The following is a 17,429-nucleotide window of genomic DNA, read 5'->3' as shown; positions in this document are numbered from 1 at the left end:
TGCGTCGTGTAAAATCTGCTACCTCAGCAAGGTAAAAGATATGTATATTTGGAGCAGTATGTGGATGGAGGGCATACCGTCGGATACGGATGTGTATCTGGAAGCAGTGGAAACTGCCGAGGACACGCAAACGGAAACTGATAGGACTAGGGCTGCCGGAGTGGGTGGCCTGCGAGGGAGCATACAGCAGAAAAGCCTATTGGAGGATGGCGGGAAGCGGAGTCGTACAAAGAGCGCTAACGAAAGAAAGACTGATAAACTGGGGCTTTTATGATTTAGCCACAGCCTATCAGTCTCTGCACGTCAACTATTGAAACCGCCGTGTACCGAACGGTACGCACGGTGGTGTGAGAGGACGGCGGCTAATCACCGCCTCCTACTCGATTGGGAACCATCGCCAGCAACGGACTCCCGCTATGGTGACCCCTGCGGGATTCGAACCCAGCGCCTCCGGCTTGAGAGGCCGGTGTCTTGCACCAACTTGACTAAGGGGCCATAGAACAGGCAGGACGCCTTTGACGCTCTGCCTGGATCAGAAACCGGTTTTGCGGCGTTATCCCGCCGCGTCGATCGCCAGAATATCGTCGATCCGCACGCCGAACAGCGCCGCCAGCACGACCAGGTTGTCCACGGTCGGCAGGCAATCGCCGCGCTGCCATTTGAAGATGGCGCGGGGTGAAGCGAGCCCCAGCGCCGCCTGAAGGTCCGCGGTGGAAAGCCCCGTTTGCTTGCGGAGACGATTGATGTTTTGCCCGGTACGCACCATATCCACAGTTGGCATTTTCTTTCCCTCCAATCGAAAAAAATAACCGCCTGCCTTCCATGGCAAGCGGTTTTTTTCGTTGGAGGAATCCCTCAACGACCCCGGCTCTCTCCCCATGAAGGCGCACGAAACAGACCGCGCGCGTATTCCGCGCAGGCTTCATAACGCTCTTCATAATACAGGAAGAAACGGATCATGGTGTTTTCCTTTCCCGAAGCGCCGCTTCGTTTGGTTTCTGTCTCTATTATATGCCCAAATTCTGTTTTGTCTACTGTACCGGTGGTTCACCCGCTTTCGGACGCGCATGTATGATCCCGCCCGCCAGAGGGTTTCCCATCAAAGTAATGGATCAAAATCTCTTTGATGTAATGGTAACGACGGGCATAGGTGTTGTCAACGCGGATAAGTTCAAACCCGTGCTCCTGGCAGATGCGAGCTTTCTTCGCATCCCTTGCCTGTACCACGGGGTCGTCCCGGTGTTCGCGGCCATCCAGCTCAATGGCCAACACCGGCGTATACTGCCGTCCCTCTCTCTGGTATACCACAAAGTCGAAGCGCCCGGTGTAGAACAGGTCGATGGCGCTTGGGTTGTCCTGGAACACATGAGCGATGGCTACTTCCCGGCGCACCACGCAGCGGCTGCCGGCAACGAACACATTGTCCAGGGCATGATTGAGGTTTTCCAGAAAGGCGGCCTCAGTTTTTGTGCTGTAGGGCTTGATGCCCAGAGCGCGGGACGCCGCAGGTTTCGGCGCCACCTCGGACACACCGCTGGTGCGCACATACCGATACAGATCGTAAAGGTCGTCGTCCGATTCGTTGGCGTGTAGCCGCTCCAGTTCCTTACTGCTGGATAACACGATCAGCTGTTCCCGCGCCCGTGAAGTGGCCACGTTGATCAGTTCCTTGTTGTTTCGCAGCCAGCTGTAGGTCTTTGGGCTGGTTTTGTCGGTCAAGGCCAGAGAAAACAGAACAACGTCCTTTTCGTCGCCCTGGAAGGCGTGCACTGTGCCGCAGCTGGCGTTTTTGTGCCCGTGCTCCTCCAACATCTGCTCGATCTGTTCCCGTTGGTTCGTGAAGGGTGTGATGATCCCTACCGAGCGGTCCGGGTTACGGGTCAGATAACGATCGATGGCAGCCACTTCCGCCGGGGCAACGTTTTTGTCGTTGCTGGTGTCGTTTGGAACATCCACAAAAACCAGCGGGTGCTTGCTGCTGCCTTCACTGGCCACTTTGAGCTTCCGGTTATAGTATTTTTTGTTGTTGAAGCCGATGATCTTGGGATCGCAGCGATAATGGTAGCGCAGCAATACCTCGTCGCTGACGGCATCACACGCCAGGAAGCACTTGTAAATGGAGTTCTGAATGTAGTCGTACTCCTCGCTCACATGATAGCGGCGGCGCAGCACCTCGTTGTCGTGGGGGTCCAGAAGAATGACCGGTTGAAGCTGCTGAGGGTCCCCCACCAGCATCAGCGATTCCCCGCGCAGAATGGGCACCAGCGAGACCGCCGTGTTGCACTGGCTGGCCTCGTCCATGATAACCATGTCGAAGGTTGGCTCCGGGTCACCCAGGCGCTGGGCCGAAATGCAGGTGGTGGCAACGAAGGGGAAGATGCGCAGGAATTTTTTCAGGTTCTCGGTTTTGGAGAGGTATTTGTTGAAGGCCACGATGACCTCCGGGTCGTTTTCGTCGCTGTTGACCAATTCCAGAAGATCGCTGTTTTTGGGTTCTCCCAGTCGGCGAATATACTTTGCGGAAGTATAGTATAGATACTTCAAAAAGTCCTCGGTGTTCTGGTCCAGCAACGCCAAGGCGTCTGCGGTGGTCACTGTTCCGCAGCGCTTGAGCTCCGCCTCTACCTGTGGCAGCTGCCCTGCCTGCAGCTCGTACTGGAAGTTCATGTGGCTGCGCGCTTCCAGCAGGCGCTGGATCGTCTCCTTGCGCTCCTGCAGGTCCAGGATGGTGTCGTAACGCTCCAGCAGGTCGGTGAGACGGCGCGCACGTTCGGCGCGCTCGGTGTGGTTGCGGTCCAGGGTCTTTTCGTAGATGGTGATCTTCTTGCAGTCTTCGTACATCTTGCGGATGGAGCGAAGCGCCTTCTTCACGCATTCCCGGTTGCCCAGCCGCACCAGCGGGAAGGGGATCGTCTTTCCCCGATAGGTGAGAGCTTGCAGTTTCTCCACCACGCCGTTGATCGGATGGTTGTTGTAGGAAGCAAACAGCACTGTACGTTCATGAAAGAAAGCCGTGGTCATGGTACTAACGATGGTGCTGGTTTTCCCTGTACCTGGCGGACCTTGAACATAGGCCAATGGATAGCGCATGGCATTGTTGATGGCCAGCAACTGGTCCAGGTTAGCCCGTCCGTTGATCAGGGCCAGCGGGAATGACTTTTTCCGGCGGGGGCGGGCGGTCATCTCGCCAAAAAAGGCACGAATGGGCGCGGTGGGGCCTTCGCCGTCCGTGGATTCAAACATGGCTGTGATCCCTTTGTATTCCCTTTCCAAGTCCACCAGGCAATCCCAGCCGATCGCCACCAGATAGGGCATATCATTCACACCGTGCCGCTGGCAGCTGGTGCGTGTGATACAGTCTTTGATTTGCTCCGCATTATGCTCGAAGTCATCCAGCAGATCGTAGTCTTCCGCATCCAGGAAGGAGTGCGCACTGATCTTGACCCCATCCAAGGTGAATTCCCGGCAGATTACTGCCTCATCGATGACACGGAGGCTGCGCTTTGTCACATCCAGCGCAAGGGGGCGATAGGCCAGCACGTACAGTCCCCGGGGTGTTTCCACGCTCAATAGGTTCAGTGCCAGCTGTCGAATCTGTATAGGCTTTCCTTCAGCCTTTTGTTCGGTTTTACGCTGGAAGTTCTGCACGATTCCGGCGAATTGTTCTTCCGTCAAGGAAAGCTCGCCATCGCAAAAGCTGTCCTCATCCAGCTGATGGATCAATGCGTACTCCGTTTTGTAGGGAGTCGTGTCCAGCTTGTTGCAGAGCGTCAGATACTCCAAGACCCGCAGATTGGTGGTGTTTCCAAACCACGGCTCATAACGGCGGGGATTTTTCAAAATGTCTTGCACGAGCTTCTCATTGATGGGGTACCAGGAGCCGTCGATCACTTCCGCTGACTGAATGCCCTCCATCCGCACATAGAGTTCCTGTACCGACAGTTTCCCTAGGTGCAGGCCTTCCACAACCATCTGCCCCGTTCGGGGCGCAAGGGATTTTATGGCCAGCCAATACTTGGTGGTCTGCCCGCTTTTGTTTTTATACTCGACACTTAGCCATTTCCCCTCATGGATAGCTTTGAAAATGGCTCTGCAAACACTGGTCAACGGCTTCACCTCGCTTGTCGGGGGCTCTTTCTTCTATCATGGCTGAAGTATGGCGAATTGTCAATTATTTCTCATCTTGCATGCTATAATTCCCGCGATCCAGCTTATCCGACAGTGGTCATCAAAGATGTGCCGATCTCATTGTCCGAAGAGTCTTTTTTCAATGGTATCCCCCCGTTATCCAACACGCATACAAAAACCCGCTAAGCCAGTACCAAAAAGTCATCGCAGGCTATTGTATAGTTGTACACAACCGACGAAAAACAGCTTTACAGCGATATTTGGCGTTGTATATCCGGGGGCTTCAACGATCTGTCGCTTTAGGGTTTAGCTGGATAATAAGTGTGCACGCATGTCATTTTATAAGGCCTTTACATATTGTTGTTGGAGCGATCTCATAAAAGCTTCATATTCTACGTCTTTAAAGCAGCAGAGGGAAACATTTTCTGAAACGGCCTGCGCGGCGTCTCGCGGGCGGCCTCTGGATGCAGCCCTTTTCGCATGCGGTCCTGCCGCGCCGTCGCAAAGAAGCAATGTTGTCATAGAGGGCTTTGTGTGATAAAATAAGAAAGGATTGCAGATTTGACGCGGGTGTTTTCCCCCGCATTTGTGGACGGTGAATAGGATGAAACACGAACAGACCATCAATCAGTACCGTAAGGGCATGCTCCTGACGATGCTGGGTCTGAGCATCGCGATCCTGGTGACCGGCACGCTGTTTCTGGCGAACGGCTTTGCGATCCGGAACGCCACCGCGCAGCGCACCAGGAACTGGCTGCTGGATGTTTCGGACCAGATCGCGACCCTGGTGGACAGCCGCATCTCCCAATCAATGGAAAGCATGAACATCATCCGGGACAGCGCCGTGCTTCTGGACGAGGAGGCGCTGCCGGAATTTTTGGCGCGCAAGGCGTCGGTATCCGGGTTTGACGAGCTGTATCTGGCGGCCAATGCGGAGGAAGCCAAGGCGTGGATCAGGGAGCGCTGCTCCACGCTGGCGGGCGACGATATGGTGCATGCCGGCGCCACCCAGCTGATCATGTCCCACGAGCCGGAACTGGGCGTCTACTACTCCGCCGGCGAGGCGACGGGGGACCAGGTGCTGCTGGGCGTCAAGAACGCCAGCCTGCTCACCGGCATGCTCTCCACCCAGAGCTTCAGCGGCGAGGGCACCTCCCGCGTCATCACCCGGGACGGCGAACTGCTGGCCGAGGGCGACGACAGCGAGATGTCCACCCTTCTGCAGGACGCCTGGATGAACGGCACGGAAGAGGAGCGCGCCCAGTTCGGCCAGATGTATGATGACATCCACGCGGGCCGGCCCGGCGTGGCAAGGATCGAAAAAGGCGGCGCGGCGGTGCTGGTGAGCTACATCCCGCTGGTGGCCAACGACTGGTACGTGCTCACCATCATCCCCGCAGACCTGCTGGGCAAGACCATCGACCCGCTGGTGACCGAGAACCTTTGGCTCACCCTGCTGCTGGGCATCGTGTTCGGCGGTGTGCTCATCACCATGACCGTCCTCCGCCGGCGCTATCAGGCGAGCCTTGAACACATGGCCTTCGTGGACCCGCTCACCGGCGGCAAAAGCGACGCCCGCTTCCGCTACGACGCGGCGGCGATGCTGGAAAAGAGCAGCGACTACACCCTTGTCTCCGCGGACATGCAGGGCTTCAAGCTGGTGAACAACATCTATGGCATCGAAGAGGGCAACCGCACCCTGCGCTATCTCTACAACACGCTGAAAAGCTGCCTGCGCCCGGGCGAGCTTATCACCCGCGCCTCCGCCGACCTGTTCTATATGCTGCTGGAGGGGCAGGACAAGGAAGAGATCGAGCATCGGCTGCAGGAGATGTATAAGAAAGTCAACGCATTCAACGCGAACCGGGAAAACCCCTATTATCTGGAGCTTCGCTTCGGCGCGGATACGGCCCGGCCCGGCGAGACCGACGTGACCGCCATGGAAGAGCGCAGCAGCACCGCGCGCAAGATTGGCGATAAGATGCACGGGGGCTGCACCTTCTACGACGCCGCCTGGCAGCAGGCCCAGCTGGAAGAAAAAGAAATGATCAACTGGCTGGACGCCTCGCTGCGGGCCGGCGACTTCAAGGTGTATTACCAGCCCAAGGTCCGCCTGGAGGACCGGCGGGTCTCCGGCGCCGAGGCGCTCATCCGCTGGCAGCACCCCAAGCGGGGCATGATCCCCCCGTCGGTGTTCATCCCGGTGCTGGAAAAGTACCGCTTCGTCACCCGCATCGACCAGTTCGTCTTTGAACAGGTCTGCCGCGACCTGGCCCGCTGGAAACAGCAGGGCAGGGAACTGTGCGCGGTGTCGGTGAATCTCTCCCGCCAGAACCTGGGCTCGCCGGATTTCCTGGAAAAATGCCAGACCATCCGCGACAAATACAAGGTGGACCGGGGCCTCATCGAGTTCGAGCTCACCGAGACCATCCTGCTGGACGACCCCCAGGGCGTGCGCCGGCTCATCGACCGGATGCACGAGGCGGGCTTTGGCTGCTCGCTGGATGACTTCGGCTCCGGCTATTCTTCGCTGGGCATGCTCAACCAGTTGAACGTGGACGCCATCAAGCTGGACCGCAGCTTCTTTGTGGGCGACAACGACTCGCACCGGGGCCGCTGCGTGGTGGAATCCATCATGAAGATGGCCGGCAAGCTGCACATCAACACCGTGGCCGAAGGCGTGGAAAACATGGAGCAGGTGCGCCACCTTCGCCACGCCGCCTGCGACACCGTGCAGGGGTATGTGTTCTTCCGGCCGATGCCGGCGGCGGAGTTTGAAAGCGCCGCCTGGGAGAACGGGCGGCTGAGGTGCGTGGACCCCGAGGGCGCCCTGCTCTCGCCCCAGGCTTCCGAGCGGCGCGAAGACAAAAAACAGAGCAGCATCGTCACCTTCCGCTACCGGCCGGACGCGGGCAGCATCAGCTTTTCGGCGGCTTTCTCGCCGGTGATGGAGGGAAGAACGGAATTCCCCGACGCCATCGCCTTTTTGCGCAGCTCCGAGATCCTGAACGAGAACGATGAAGAGGACTTCCTGGATATGATGGGCCGCTGCGCCCGGGATGAGATCCCCTGGGTGGAGGGCACGGTGCGCGTTTGTGTGTCCGACGGCGGGTACGAGTGGATGGAACTGCACCTGCAGCGGGCGGAGAGCGAGAACGGCGCGGTGATCGAGGGCGTTCTGGTGAACACCGCGAACTGGCGCAACGAGCTGGACCGCTGGAAGGAGCAGGCCAACCGGGACGGCCTGACCGGCCTGTACAACCGGACTTACTTCGAGCGCAACGTCCACGAGCGGCTCACAAAGGGCAAGATCGCCTGCGGGGCGCTGATCTTCATTGACGTGGACGACTTCAAAAAAGCCAACGACGCCCTGGGGCACATGGTGGGCGATGACATCCTGCGCTGCATCGCCCAGCGCATCCAGAGCGTGTTCCGCCACTCCGACGTGGTGGCCCGCTACGGCGGCGACGAATTCGTGGTGTTCGTCTCCAACGTGAACCGGGAAGTGCTGAAAAACCGCCTGGAGCGGCTTTGCACCCTGTTCCGCAATCCCTACCGCAACGGGAACATCCATTACCAGATCATGGGCAGCATCGGCGCCTCTCTCTTCCCGGACCATGGAGACGGCTACGACGTCCTGCTGGCCAACGCGGACGCGGCCCTCTACGAGGCCAAGCGCCGCGGCAAAAACCAGTACCGCATTTTCCATGCGGACGGCCCGGAGGCAAAGTCCCGCCGGTGATGCGTTACTCGCCCGGCCGGAACAAAGCAGGCCCGCCGCGCAGCGGCGGGCCTGCCCGCTTATACTCTGCTTTACTTTTTGGTCAGGGCCGATATAATTAACAGTAGAGCGAGCGTGCGGGGCGGCATGTGCCCCGCAGGAAAAGGGGGGAAGGGGATGCAGCGTCGATGGCTGTGCGCGCTGCTGGCGGTCTGCGCGCTGTTTTCCGCCTGCGGCGCGGGCGGCGCCCCAACCCCTTCTGCCCCGGCCCAGGGAACGGCGGAGCCGGTGGGGCAGGCCGGCGGTTATCAGGCCCCGCCCATGGCGGAGTCGGCCTTTGACGCGGCTGCCGCCACCGGCGAAAACGACTGCCTGCTGGACACCAGCCACCTGGCCCAGGGCTATGTGGCGGTGAGCGCCGTGAGCGAAAAACGCCTGAAGTTCCAGGTGGCGTTCGGGGACGTGAAATACAACTACGACCTGCCAGGCGACGGCTCCCCCATCGCCTGCCCGCTGCAAAGCGGCGACGGGGAATACACCTTCCGGGTGATGGAGAACGTGGCCGGCACCCAATACAGCGAAAAGTACGCCCGCACCGAGCAGGTGCAGCTGGCCAGCGAACTGGAGCCGTTCCTGCGGCCCAGCTGCTACGTGAACTACGCCGCCGGCGACGACTGCGTGACGCTGGCGGGGCAGCTGGCGGCGGGCGCGGCGGACGAGGCGGGCATGGTGTCCGCCGTCTATGCCTACATCGTGGAGCACATCGCCTACGACACCCCCAAGGCCGAGACCATCGGCACAGGCTATCTCTCCGACGCGGATGAGACCCTGGCCACCGGCAAGGGCATCTGCATCGACTACGCGGTGCTGGCCGCCGCCATGCTCCGCAGCCAGGGGGTGCCCACCAAGGTCATCACCGGCTATGTGGCGCCCAACGACCTCTATCATGCCTGGAACATGATCTGGCTGGAGGAGACCGGCTGGATCACCGTCAAGATCGAGGTGGACCGCAAGACCTGGACCCGGGTGGACCTGACCTTCGCCGCGGGCGGCGCCGACGCCGGATTCATCGGCAACGGCAGCAACTACCGGGACTACAAGACCTATTGACTGCGGGCCCCGTGGCCGGCGCATCACATGGGAAAGGAAGAGGCATCATGGCAAAACGGGAACTTGACGCGCTGGCGGTGAGCGCCCTGTGCGAGAATCTGGCTTTGCTGCTGGGCGCGGGCATCCAGCCGGACGAGGCCTCCGGCCTGCTCGGCGAAGACAGCGCGGCGGGCCCCTTCAGGGAGGCCGCCCGCACCATGCAGAAGGCCCTGCTGCTGGGCGAGAGCCTGTCCTCCGCGGTGGAACAGACCGGCGCGCTGCCCGGCTATGCCGTGCGCATGATCGCCGCCGGCGAAAAGGCGGGCCGCACCGAGGCGGTGCTGAACAGCCTTGCCCGGTACTATGCTTCGCAGGCGCGCCTGCAAAAGAAACTGCGCAGCGCCGTGGTCTATCCCGCGGTGCTGCTGGGCCTGATGGCCGCCATCCTGGCGGTGCTGCTGGCCTGGGTGCTGCCGGTGTTCACCGGTGTGTACGAGGGCCTGGTGGGCGACATCGCCACCAGCAGCTACGGCTACATCCGCCTGGCCTACTGGGTGGGCGGCGGGGCGCTGGCGGCCACGCTGGTGCTGGCCGTGCTGGTGGCGGCGGGCGCGGCGATGGGCCGCACCGCTGCGGGCCGCGCCCGGTTGAGCCATGTGTTCCAGCGGCTGCCCCTCACCGCCGCTGCCAGCCGCAAACTGGCGGTGGCGCGTCTTGCGGGCGCGCTGGACATCTTCATTGCCAGCGGCCTGGACGCCGACGCCTCCATGGAGGCCGCCGAGGGCATGGCGGACCACACCGGGCTGCGCGCGTCCATCACCGCCGCCCGGGCCCAGATGGCCCAGGGGTCCGGCCTTGCCGCGGCGGTGCACGACCAGAAGCTTTTCGAGCCCCTTTATGCCCGGATGCTGCTCAGCGGCGAGCGCAGCGGCAAGATCGAGCAGGTGCTGGCCCGCCTCACCAGCCTCTTCACCCAGGACGCGGACGACGAACTGGACCGGGTGGTGGACATGGTGGAGCCCGCGATCTCGGCGTTCCTCACCGTGGCGGTGGGCGTCACCCTGCTGTCGGTGATGCTGCCGCTCATCGGCATCCTGGGCACGGTGGGATAAGGAGGCGCTTATGTATCATGACAGAACGTCCCTTACTCCCGGCCGGCTGCTGCGCCGCGCGCTGGCGGCGCTGACGCTGGCGACGGCGCTTGCTTTGGGCTGCGCCTGGGGGTTGGGCCGCGTGGGCGCCGACCTGGGCAGCCAGGGAGCGGAGGCCCTGAAGAAGGCCGTGCTGCGCAGCGCCGTTCAGTGCTATGCGGTGGAAGGCTATTACCCCGAAGATTTGAATTATCTCACCGACCATTACGGCCTGCAGATCAACCATGACCGCTACATCGTGGCCTATGAGGCCTTTGCCTCCAATCTGCCGCCGCAGGTCACCGTGCTGCAAAAATGACCGGCCCCGCGGGCCGCTGCGTGAAAGGAGGGCGTCCCATGCGCCGCTCATCCGGCCGGGCGACACCGGCCTTTTCCCTGGCGCTGTTCGCGCTGATGCTGGGGTGCATCCTCTGGCTCACCGCCCTGGGGGCCGGGCTCTATGGCCGGCTGGAGGCCAGCCGGAGCGCCAACGAACAGGGCAGGGCCGCTTTGGGCAGCCTCATCACCCGGGTGCGCTCGGGAGACGCCGCCGGCGCGGTGCGGTTGAGCAGCGGCCCCGAGGGGGACATGCTGGTTTTGACCGAACCGGAAAGCGGCTATGAGTTCCGCATCTACCTGGCGGACGGCTGGCTGGTGGAGCAGTTCTGCGCCGCCGATGCAGCCACCGACCCCGCCGCCGCCCAGCCGCTGGCCCCGGCGCGGGAGTTCACCGCCCAGTGGGCCGCCCCTGCCCTTCTTCGCCTCACGGTGGATGGCAAGACCGCTGACGCGGCGCTGCGAAGCGCCGAAGGAGGTGCGGCATGAACCGGCGCAGATCCATGGCGTTTTATGTGGAATGCCTGCTGCTCACGGTGTTCCTGCTGGGGCTGACCGCGGTGCTGGCCCAGCTGTTCAGCGCGGCCCGCGCGCAGGCGCTGGAGGCCCGCCGCCTTACCGACGCCCAGCGGCTGGTGCAGAATGTGAGCGAAGAGTTCTATGCCGCCGCGGACGAGGCGGACTTTTTGCGCCTTGCGGGCCTGGACGAAGGGGACGCCGCGAAGGGCGAGGTGGAGCGCACCGGCCCCAGCGGCGAGACCTACCGCCTTTCCATGGAACTGACGGAGCGGCCCCATACGGCGGGCCGCACCGTCACCCTGCACCTTGCGGTGCGCGCCGCTGGGGGCGGGGAACTCTGCGATTTTGAATTTGTGCGCTACTGGCCGGATTGACCGGCCGGGAGGGAGGAAGCCCCATGCGGTATAAAGAACACGCCCACATGCCGGTGCGTTCCGGCGCGTTGACGCTGCTGATCGCCGTGGCGGCGGTGTGCCTGGCGGTGCTGGCGGTGCTGGCTTTCTCCACCGCCCGGGCGGACCTGGCTCTGGCGCAGCGGGCGATGGAGCGCTTTGAACTGGACGCGGAATGTGAAAACGAGGCGTGGCGCTGGCTGGCTCAGGTGGACGGGGCCCTGGCAGAGGGCACGAGCCTGCCCGGCGGCATTGCGGCGGACGGACAGGGCGTTTTGGAGGCCGTGATAGAAGGGGAGGAAGGCCGCCGCCTGACAGTGCGCCTCGTCCTTGCAAAGGACGGCGGCTGGCGCATCGACTCCTGGCGGTTGAGCCAGGAATGGCAGGCGGACGAGAGCCTGGACCTGTGGGACGGAAGTTTCTGACAGAAGGGGAGGAGAGCAAGCATGGAGATCACCGGCATTCTCAAGCGGGCGCTGGACCTGGGCGCTTCGGACATTTTCGTGGTCGCCGGCCTGCCGCTGACCTATAAGATCAGCGGGCGGCAGCGCCGGGAGGGCGAGCCTCTCTTGCCCGAGGACACCGGGGCCATCGTACAGGCCATTTATGCCCTCTGCGGCCGGAACACGGCCCGGGTGGCCGCCGGCGACGCCGACGACGACTTCTCCTTCGCCATCCGTGAGATGGGCCGCTTCCGGGCCAGTGTGCTGCACCAGCGGGGATCGCTGGCGGTGGTGCTGCGGGTCATCCGTTTCGGCCTGCCAGACCCGGCGGCGCTGTCCATCCCCGAAGCGGTGCTGGCCGCCGCCGACCGGATGAAGGGGCTGGTGCTGGTCACCGGCCCGGCGGGCAGCGGCAAATCCACCACGCTGGCCTGCATGATCGACCGCATCAACCACCGGCGGGAAGGCCACATCATCACCATGGAGGACCCCATTGAGTACATCCACCGCCACGGCAGGAGCATCGTGACCCAGAGGGAGATCGGCAGCGATTCCCCAAGCTATCTGGCGGCGCTGCGCAGCGCCCTGCGGGAAAGCCCGGACATCATCCTCCTGGGCGAAATGCGTGACCGGGAGACCATCGAGGTGGCCATGACCGCCGCCGAGACCGGCCAGCTGCTGTTCAGCACTTTGCACACCACCGGCGCCGCCAGCACGGTGGACCGCATCGTGGACGTGTTCCCCGCCGGCCAGCAGAATCAGGTGCGCATCCAGCTGAGCATGGTGCTGCAGGCAGTCATCAGCCAGCAGCTGGTGCCCACCGTGGACGGCGGCCAGACGGTGGCCTTTGAAGTGATGTATTCCAACACCGCCATCCGCAACCTCATCCGGGAGGCCAAGACCCACCAGATCGACGCGGCCATCCAGGCCGGCGCGGCGGAGGGCATGCGCACCATGGACGCCAGCCTTCTGCGGCTGGTGCAGCAGCAGCGCATCACCCGGGAGACCGCGCTCACCTTTAGCATCCATTACGAAGCCATGGAAAAGCGGCTGGCCGCCCTGGCCACGCTTTGACCGGGCACGAGGGGAGGAACAACGATGAACGACGCGCTCCTTCAAGTAAAAACCCTGGGCGGGCTGTGCGTCAAAGCGGGGGACAGGATCCTGCTGGAGCAGGGCGCCCGGATCAACAAGCCGTGGGAACTGCTCGCCTTCCTTCTTTTGAACATGGATGAACCCATCACCAACGAGCGGATCTGCGAGGCCCTGTGGGAGGACGGCGAGGTGGAGAACCCCGCCGGCGCGCTGAAAAACGTCGTCTATTCTCTGCGCAAGAGCCTGGCCGAGGCGGGCCTGCCCGCCGCCTGTATTATAAAAAGGAACCGGGAATACTGCTGGGACCCCGGCACGCCGGTCCAGCTGGACGTGCAGGCCCTCAACGCCATTTACCGGCAGGGCTGCTCCGAGAAAGAGCCCAAGCGCCAGCTGGAGTTCTGCCGCGCCTTTTTAGACCGGTATTCTGGCGATTTTCTGCCCAGCCTTGCCGGGCGGCGGTGGGTGCTGCCCAAGGCCAGCGCCCTGAGCCAGAAGTATCTGTCGGCTGTGCTGCGTGCCTGCGACCTTCTGCTGGCGGAAAACCAGCGCGGCAGCGCCCAGGAAGTGGTGGACATCTGCGGCCGCGCCCTGCTGCTGGAGCCCCTCAGCGAGGAGATCTATCTGCGGCATTTCTCCGCCCTCAAACAGCTGAACATGAAAACCACGATCCTCAGCCATTATCCCATCATCGCCAACATGTTTCTGGACAAAACCGGCGAAGCGCCGGGGCCGGAACTGCAAAGCATCTTCCGCTGGGCCGGCGAGGGCACCAATGCGGTGGACGACATCCATCAGATCCAGAAAGACCTGGACGAGGCTGCCCGGGATGAACGGCCCATCCGCGGCGCCTATTTCTGCCCTTACGAAGCGTTCAAGCACATGTACCATATGATGGTGTGCAGCGCCGCCAGGCTGGATAATACGGTGGTGCTTCTGCTGGTGGGCCTGCAGAGCACCGGCGGCCAGGCCATGAGCAAGCAGGAGAATGCACAGGTGATGCTGCAATTGCGGGGGATCATCGAGAACACCCTGCGCAAAGGCGACGTGTTCAGCCGCTACAGCCGCGACCAGTATGTGCTCATGCTCTTGGTGCGCCAGCCGGGCGACAGCGGCGTGGTGGCCGAGCGGCTGCTCAATGGCTGGCGGGCCTGCGGCCTCAGTTCCAACGTGCGCATCGACATTTCCGCCAGCCTGCCTCAGCCCGTTGTGTGAGGGCAGAAAAGCAGGCTTCGGCCGCAAAAGCGCGGCAGAAGCCTTCGCAGACGCGAAAAGGAGGAAAACGGAACGTAAAAAACGCCGAAATTCCTCTTTTGCATTTGGATGAATTTATGAAAAAACCATCTCCTTGCCATTTAAATAATAAGATTCATTCCGGATTTTCCTGAAAATTTGCATTTTTTGCGTCCCGCGCATCTGCGCGGGATTTTTTTGTGACCAATTTGTGACGGGGGGTATGATAGATACACAGCGGGAGCACCCGCCAGCTTCGCTTTTGAAAAAAGCAGCTTTCACATCTTTCAACGCGCCTGCCAAAGGGAGCGTGGAAAAAAGGAGGATACACATGAAGAAAAAGTCAGGAGCGGCGCGGCGGCTTGTCAGCCTGATGCTCGCGCTTGGGCTGATCTTCACGCTGGCCCCGGCCAGTGCGTTCGCGGGCGATGAAGCCCCTGCGAGCAGCGCTGTGATGGCCGCTGTGGACGAGGAGCCCGTTGCGGACGGCACCGAGCCCATTGCGGACGGCACCGAGCCCGTTGCGGATGACAGCGAGCCTGTTGTGGATGACAGCGAGCCTGTTGTGGATGACAGCGAGCCTGTTGTGGATGACAGCGAGCCTGTCGTGGATGACAGCGAGCCCGCAGTGGAAGAAGAAGAGCTGTCTTCGCAGCAGACTGCCCTTTTGGCGGCTTCTGTGCCTGCGGTGATGAGCAATGCGCCCGCGCAGAGGGGCTATGGTGATGTGACTTTCCAGTTCACGGATGACGGCAACCAAGGGATCAACAGCATTGCGTATGCGCATCACACGCCGTGGATACTGTGGATAGAGCACACTGATTTCACGGTGATGAACGGGCCCAGCGTCACGAAACAGATGCTGATCAGCAGCAAGATCGTCTTCTTTGTGGATGTCAAAGAAGGTTACACCGTAACGGGATTGACGGCTGGCGCTGGAGAGATCACTCCGCTGGCAATTGCCGAAGTCCCGAGAGACTTTAAGAACGATTATGCGACTGCCCGGCAGAACGGATATGACTATGTGTTCGTTTTTTCGGGCGAGCAGAGTTCGCCGGTCGACATCACCATTAAGACCGAACCTCTGAATAACACTTGTGAGGTGAAGGTGAACGACGCGACCCTGAATAGCAATGATTTTTCTCCTTCGCTGCCGCAGCGCGTTGAGAAGGGCGGCAACATCACCGTGACTCTGAACGAGTCCATGACCGAACCCATGATTACCCTGGCTGTGAATGGAACTCCTCTGAATCTGCCTCTGAACCTGGAAGAGGACCTGCCTTTCACCACTGAGCTGCCCGACGGCACCAAAGTTGCCGTCACTTACAAGGGCCTGGTCGGCGGCTACAAGTATGAACTCGCCTTCACCAACATTCAGTCTGATCTGGTGATCAGCGACTACAAGACCCGCCAGCGGACGGACATGGCCACCGTGCCCACTGAGTTGACCGGCGTCACGGTCTACTACAAGGACTATGATGATCGCGATTATACCCAGGCGGTTCTGAATCAGCCCATCCCCCTGGATTTCGACTTCGGCTGGGGCGGCCAGGTGCGTGCCACCCACTTTAAGATCGTGGTGGATGAAAATTACGAAGCGCCCGTGTCTCTCACCCTGACTAAAAAGAACGGTGAGGTCATCAACAAGCTCCTGAACTACGATTCCGCGGAGGAATGCTACACCTTCACTCTGACCCGTGGCATCTGGAACAGCGGCGCTGATATTGAGATCGCCGCTGGCGATGACTCCTATGTGGTCAACATGGCTGTGTCCGCTACCCCCAAGACGGTCTTCGACGCCAAGTTCTACATCCATGAAGAGGGCAAGACCGAGGCCTCTGACTACACCTTCGTGGGCACTGGCTCCGTGGCCTTCGGCGCGCCCGTGTGGGATTATGCCAACACCCCCATCAAGCTGGACAGCAGCAACCTGGACAAGGTGCTGACTGCGCCGAAGGCAGAGGAATTTGGCGAAATCACCGTAGATGGCGTAACCTATGCGTTTAGTACAACTGCTGGCGTGCCTAACACCTACACCTTTGAGGGTTGGGACGTAGCCAAGGCGGCCTGGACCGATGATACCACGAACAAGCTGGAATGGCATGTGGACGGCATCATCGTGCTACACAAAGCTCTGCCTGATGCCATGAAACCTGTGGTCGATGATTTCAAGGATGTCTACGACGGCACTGCGAAAACCCTGAGCATCACCTATCCTGCTGGCACAACGGAGGATGGCTACAAGATCGAATACCAGGATGGCAATGGCAACTGGGTCGTGGGCAATCCCACTCTGACCAACGTGGATAAGCTGGAGAACCTCACGATTCGCTTCACCATGGATGGTTATGCTCCTTATGTGGCGCCCGACAAATATACTCTGGAGGTCACCAAACGGCCTATTACCCTGAAGGTGAACGATTCCAGCAAATATGTGGGCGATGCACTTCCTGAGTTTAGTTACACGATCACCAACACCGGAGAGAAAGAAGGCCTTCTCGATGGGCATGTCATCGAAAACGTGTTCTATACCTGGGAGAATGGAAAAGAGAACGTTGTTGGCCAGCTGAAGATCAATATCGATGGTGGTCTGCAGATCATTGAAAAAATTGGTGATGTCGAGAACCTCGTCAATGACAACTATAAAATCACCCTTGAATCTGGCATTCTGACCATCAATGCGGTGCCTGTGACTCCGGATCCCGATCCGGATCCCAATCCCGATCCCGGCCCGAATCCCACTCCCACTCCCACTCCCACCCCGGTTCCCACCCCGGTTCCCACTCCTGCACCCACCCCGGTGCCTGTTGCCCCGGTGACTCCGGATGAGGAGGAAGAGGAGCCTGAAGATGCCGAGACCATCGAAGAGGAGGAGACCCCTCAGGCCTCTCCTGAAACCGATGCCGGCAAGGAAGAGGATAAGACCGAGACCATCGAGGACGAAGAGACCGCGCAGGCGGGCGCTCCCGATGAAGGCAGCTGGGCTCTGCTCAACCTGATCCTGATGGCGCTCACCGTTGTGGCCGGCCTCGTTATGCTGGCGCTGCGCTTTGCGCGCAAGACCGGTATGGCGCATCTGCTGGGCATCGTCCCCGCGGTCGTTGCGCTGGTCGCCTTCTTCGTGACCGAGGACATGACCCTGCCCATGGTCATGATCGACAAGTGGACTCTGATCATGGCGGTGATCGCCCTGGTGCAGGCGGCGCTGTTCCTGCTGGGCCGTAACAGCGCCCAGGATGAGGACGAACAGCCTCGTGAGCAGTATTGATGCTGCTTTGCGCAGCCCCTGAAAACTTCGAGCGATCAAGCCGGGCGGTGCGTCCCCCTGAGAGGGGCGCACCGCCCG

At 61.1% G+C, this 17,429-nt stretch carries 12 protein-coding genes and 1 tRNA gene; 10 read left to right on the top strand and 3 right to left on the bottom strand.

Annotation, left to right across the window (positions count from 1 at the left end):
• Positions 1-417: 417 nt before the first annotated feature.
• The 3 genes from ACH2AT_RS06045 to ACH2AT_RS06035 form a co-directional block, all read right to left on the bottom strand.
• A tRNA-Glu gene (locus ACH2AT_RS06045) sits at positions 418-495 on the bottom strand.
• Between the two features lie 58 nt (positions 496-553).
• Positions 554-781 (bottom strand): helix-turn-helix domain-containing protein, encoded by a 228-nt coding sequence (locus tag ACH2AT_RS06040; RefSeq protein WP_394964338.1) that lies wholly within the window; start codon positions 779-781, stop codon positions 554-556.
• A gap of 266 nt (positions 782-1,047) precedes the next feature.
• The gene (locus ACH2AT_RS06035; RefSeq protein ID WP_394964336.1) at positions 1,048-4,107 is read right to left on the bottom strand and encodes an AAA domain-containing protein; all 3,060 of its coding nucleotides are present in this window, start codon (positions 4,105-4,107) and stop codon (positions 1,048-1,050) included.
• Positions 4,108-4,732: 625 nt separating this feature from the next.
• Here ACH2AT_RS06035 and ACH2AT_RS06030 point away from each other — a divergent pair.
• The 10 genes from ACH2AT_RS06030 (at position 4,733) to ACH2AT_RS05985 (ending at position 17,351) form a co-directional block, all read left to right on the top strand.
• Positions 4,733-7,870, top strand: a complete 3,138-nt coding sequence (locus tag ACH2AT_RS06030; protein WP_394964334.1) for an EAL domain-containing protein — start codon at positions 4,733-4,735, stop codon at positions 7,868-7,870.
• Between the two features lie 156 nt (positions 7,871-8,026).
• Positions 8,027-8,959 (top strand): transglutaminase-like domain-containing protein, encoded by a 933-nt coding sequence (locus ACH2AT_RS06025; protein ID WP_394964332.1) that lies wholly within the window; start codon positions 8,027-8,029, stop codon positions 8,957-8,959.
• 47 nt (positions 8,960-9,006) lie between these two features.
• Complete coding sequence (locus ACH2AT_RS06020; protein ID WP_394964330.1) at positions 9,007-10,050, top strand: type II secretion system F family protein; 1,044 nt, start codon at positions 9,007-9,009, stop codon at positions 10,048-10,050.
• Positions 10,051-10,060: 10 nt separating this feature from the next.
• Positions 10,061-10,387, top strand: coding sequence for a hypothetical protein (locus tag ACH2AT_RS06015; protein WP_394964328.1), 327 nt, complete (start codon positions 10,061-10,063; stop codon positions 10,385-10,387).
• A 38-nt stretch (positions 10,388-10,425) separates the two neighbouring features.
• On the top strand, positions 10,426-10,893 hold the full coding sequence (locus tag ACH2AT_RS06010) for a DUF4860 domain-containing protein (protein WP_394964326.1): 468 nt from the start codon (positions 10,426-10,428) through the stop codon (positions 10,891-10,893).
• The gene (locus tag ACH2AT_RS06005; protein ID WP_394964324.1) at positions 10,890-11,297 is read left to right on the top strand and encodes a hypothetical protein; all 408 of its coding nucleotides are present in this window, start codon (positions 10,890-10,892) and stop codon (positions 11,295-11,297) included. The genes ACH2AT_RS06010 and ACH2AT_RS06005 overlap by 4 nt, the downstream gene beginning before the upstream one ends.
• 23 nt (positions 11,298-11,320) lie before the next feature.
• Positions 11,321-11,740 (top strand): hypothetical protein, encoded by a 420-nt coding sequence (locus ACH2AT_RS06000; RefSeq protein WP_394964322.1) that lies wholly within the window; start codon positions 11,321-11,323, stop codon positions 11,738-11,740.
• A gap of 21 nt (positions 11,741-11,761) precedes the next feature.
• Entirely contained in the window at positions 11,762-12,832 is a 1,071-nt protein-coding gene (locus ACH2AT_RS05995; RefSeq protein ID WP_394964320.1) for a type IV pilus twitching motility protein PilT, read from the top strand.
• Positions 12,833-12,856: 24 nt separating this feature from the next.
• A complete protein-coding gene (locus tag ACH2AT_RS05990; RefSeq protein ID WP_394964319.1) occupies positions 12,857-14,065 on the top strand; it encodes a BTAD domain-containing putative transcriptional regulator in 1,209 nt (402 codons plus the stop codon).
• A 349-nt stretch (positions 14,066-14,414) separates the two neighbouring features.
• Entirely contained in the window at positions 14,415-17,351 is a 2,937-nt protein-coding gene (locus ACH2AT_RS05985) for a hypothetical protein (protein WP_394964317.1), read from the top strand.
• The last annotated feature ends 78 nt before the right edge of the window (positions 17,352-17,429 follow it).

It is taken from the genome of Candidatus Allofournierella excrementigallinarum (assembly GCF_944388085.1).
In the GTDB taxonomy this organism is placed as follows: Bacteria; Bacillota; Clostridia; order Oscillospirales; family Ruminococcaceae; genus Allofournierella_A; species Allofournierella_A excrementigallinarum.
The sequence above is the reverse complement of the archived record's forward strand: the minus strand, read 5'-3'. Positions and strand labels throughout refer to the sequence as shown.

Excerpts from the sequence above, each read along its gene's own strand:
- ACH2AT_RS06040 (WP_394964338.1), bottom strand. The coding sequence starts at position 781 with ATGCCAACTGTGGATATGGTGCGTACCGGGCAAAACATCAATCGTCTC.
- ACH2AT_RS06030 (WP_394964334.1), top strand. The coding sequence starts at position 4,733 with ATGAAACACGAACAGACCATCAATCAGTACCGTAAGGGCATGCTCCTG.
- ACH2AT_RS06025 (WP_394964332.1), top strand. The coding sequence starts at position 8,027 with ATGCAGCGTCGATGGCTGTGCGCGCTGCTGGCGGTCTGCGCGCTGTTT.
- ACH2AT_RS06020 (WP_394964330.1), top strand. The coding sequence starts at position 9,007 with ATGGCAAAACGGGAACTTGACGCGCTGGCGGTGAGCGCCCTGTGCGAG.
- ACH2AT_RS06015 (WP_394964328.1), top strand. The coding sequence starts at position 10,061 with ATGTATCATGACAGAACGTCCCTTACTCCCGGCCGGCTGCTGCGCCGC.
- ACH2AT_RS06010 (WP_394964326.1), top strand. The coding sequence starts at position 10,426 with ATGCGCCGCTCATCCGGCCGGGCGACACCGGCCTTTTCCCTGGCGCTG.
- ACH2AT_RS06005 (WP_394964324.1), top strand. The coding sequence starts at position 10,890 with ATGAACCGGCGCAGATCCATGGCGTTTTATGTGGAATGCCTGCTGCTC.
- ACH2AT_RS06000 (WP_394964322.1), top strand. The coding sequence starts at position 11,321 with ATGCGGTATAAAGAACACGCCCACATGCCGGTGCGTTCCGGCGCGTTG.
- ACH2AT_RS05995 (WP_394964320.1), top strand. The coding sequence starts at position 11,762 with ATGGAGATCACCGGCATTCTCAAGCGGGCGCTGGACCTGGGCGCTTCG.
- ACH2AT_RS05990 (WP_394964319.1), top strand. The coding sequence starts at position 12,857 with ATGAACGACGCGCTCCTTCAAGTAAAAACCCTGGGCGGGCTGTGCGTC.
- ACH2AT_RS05985 (WP_394964317.1), top strand. The coding sequence starts at position 14,415 with ATGAAGAAAAAGTCAGGAGCGGCGCGGCGGCTTGTCAGCCTGATGCTC.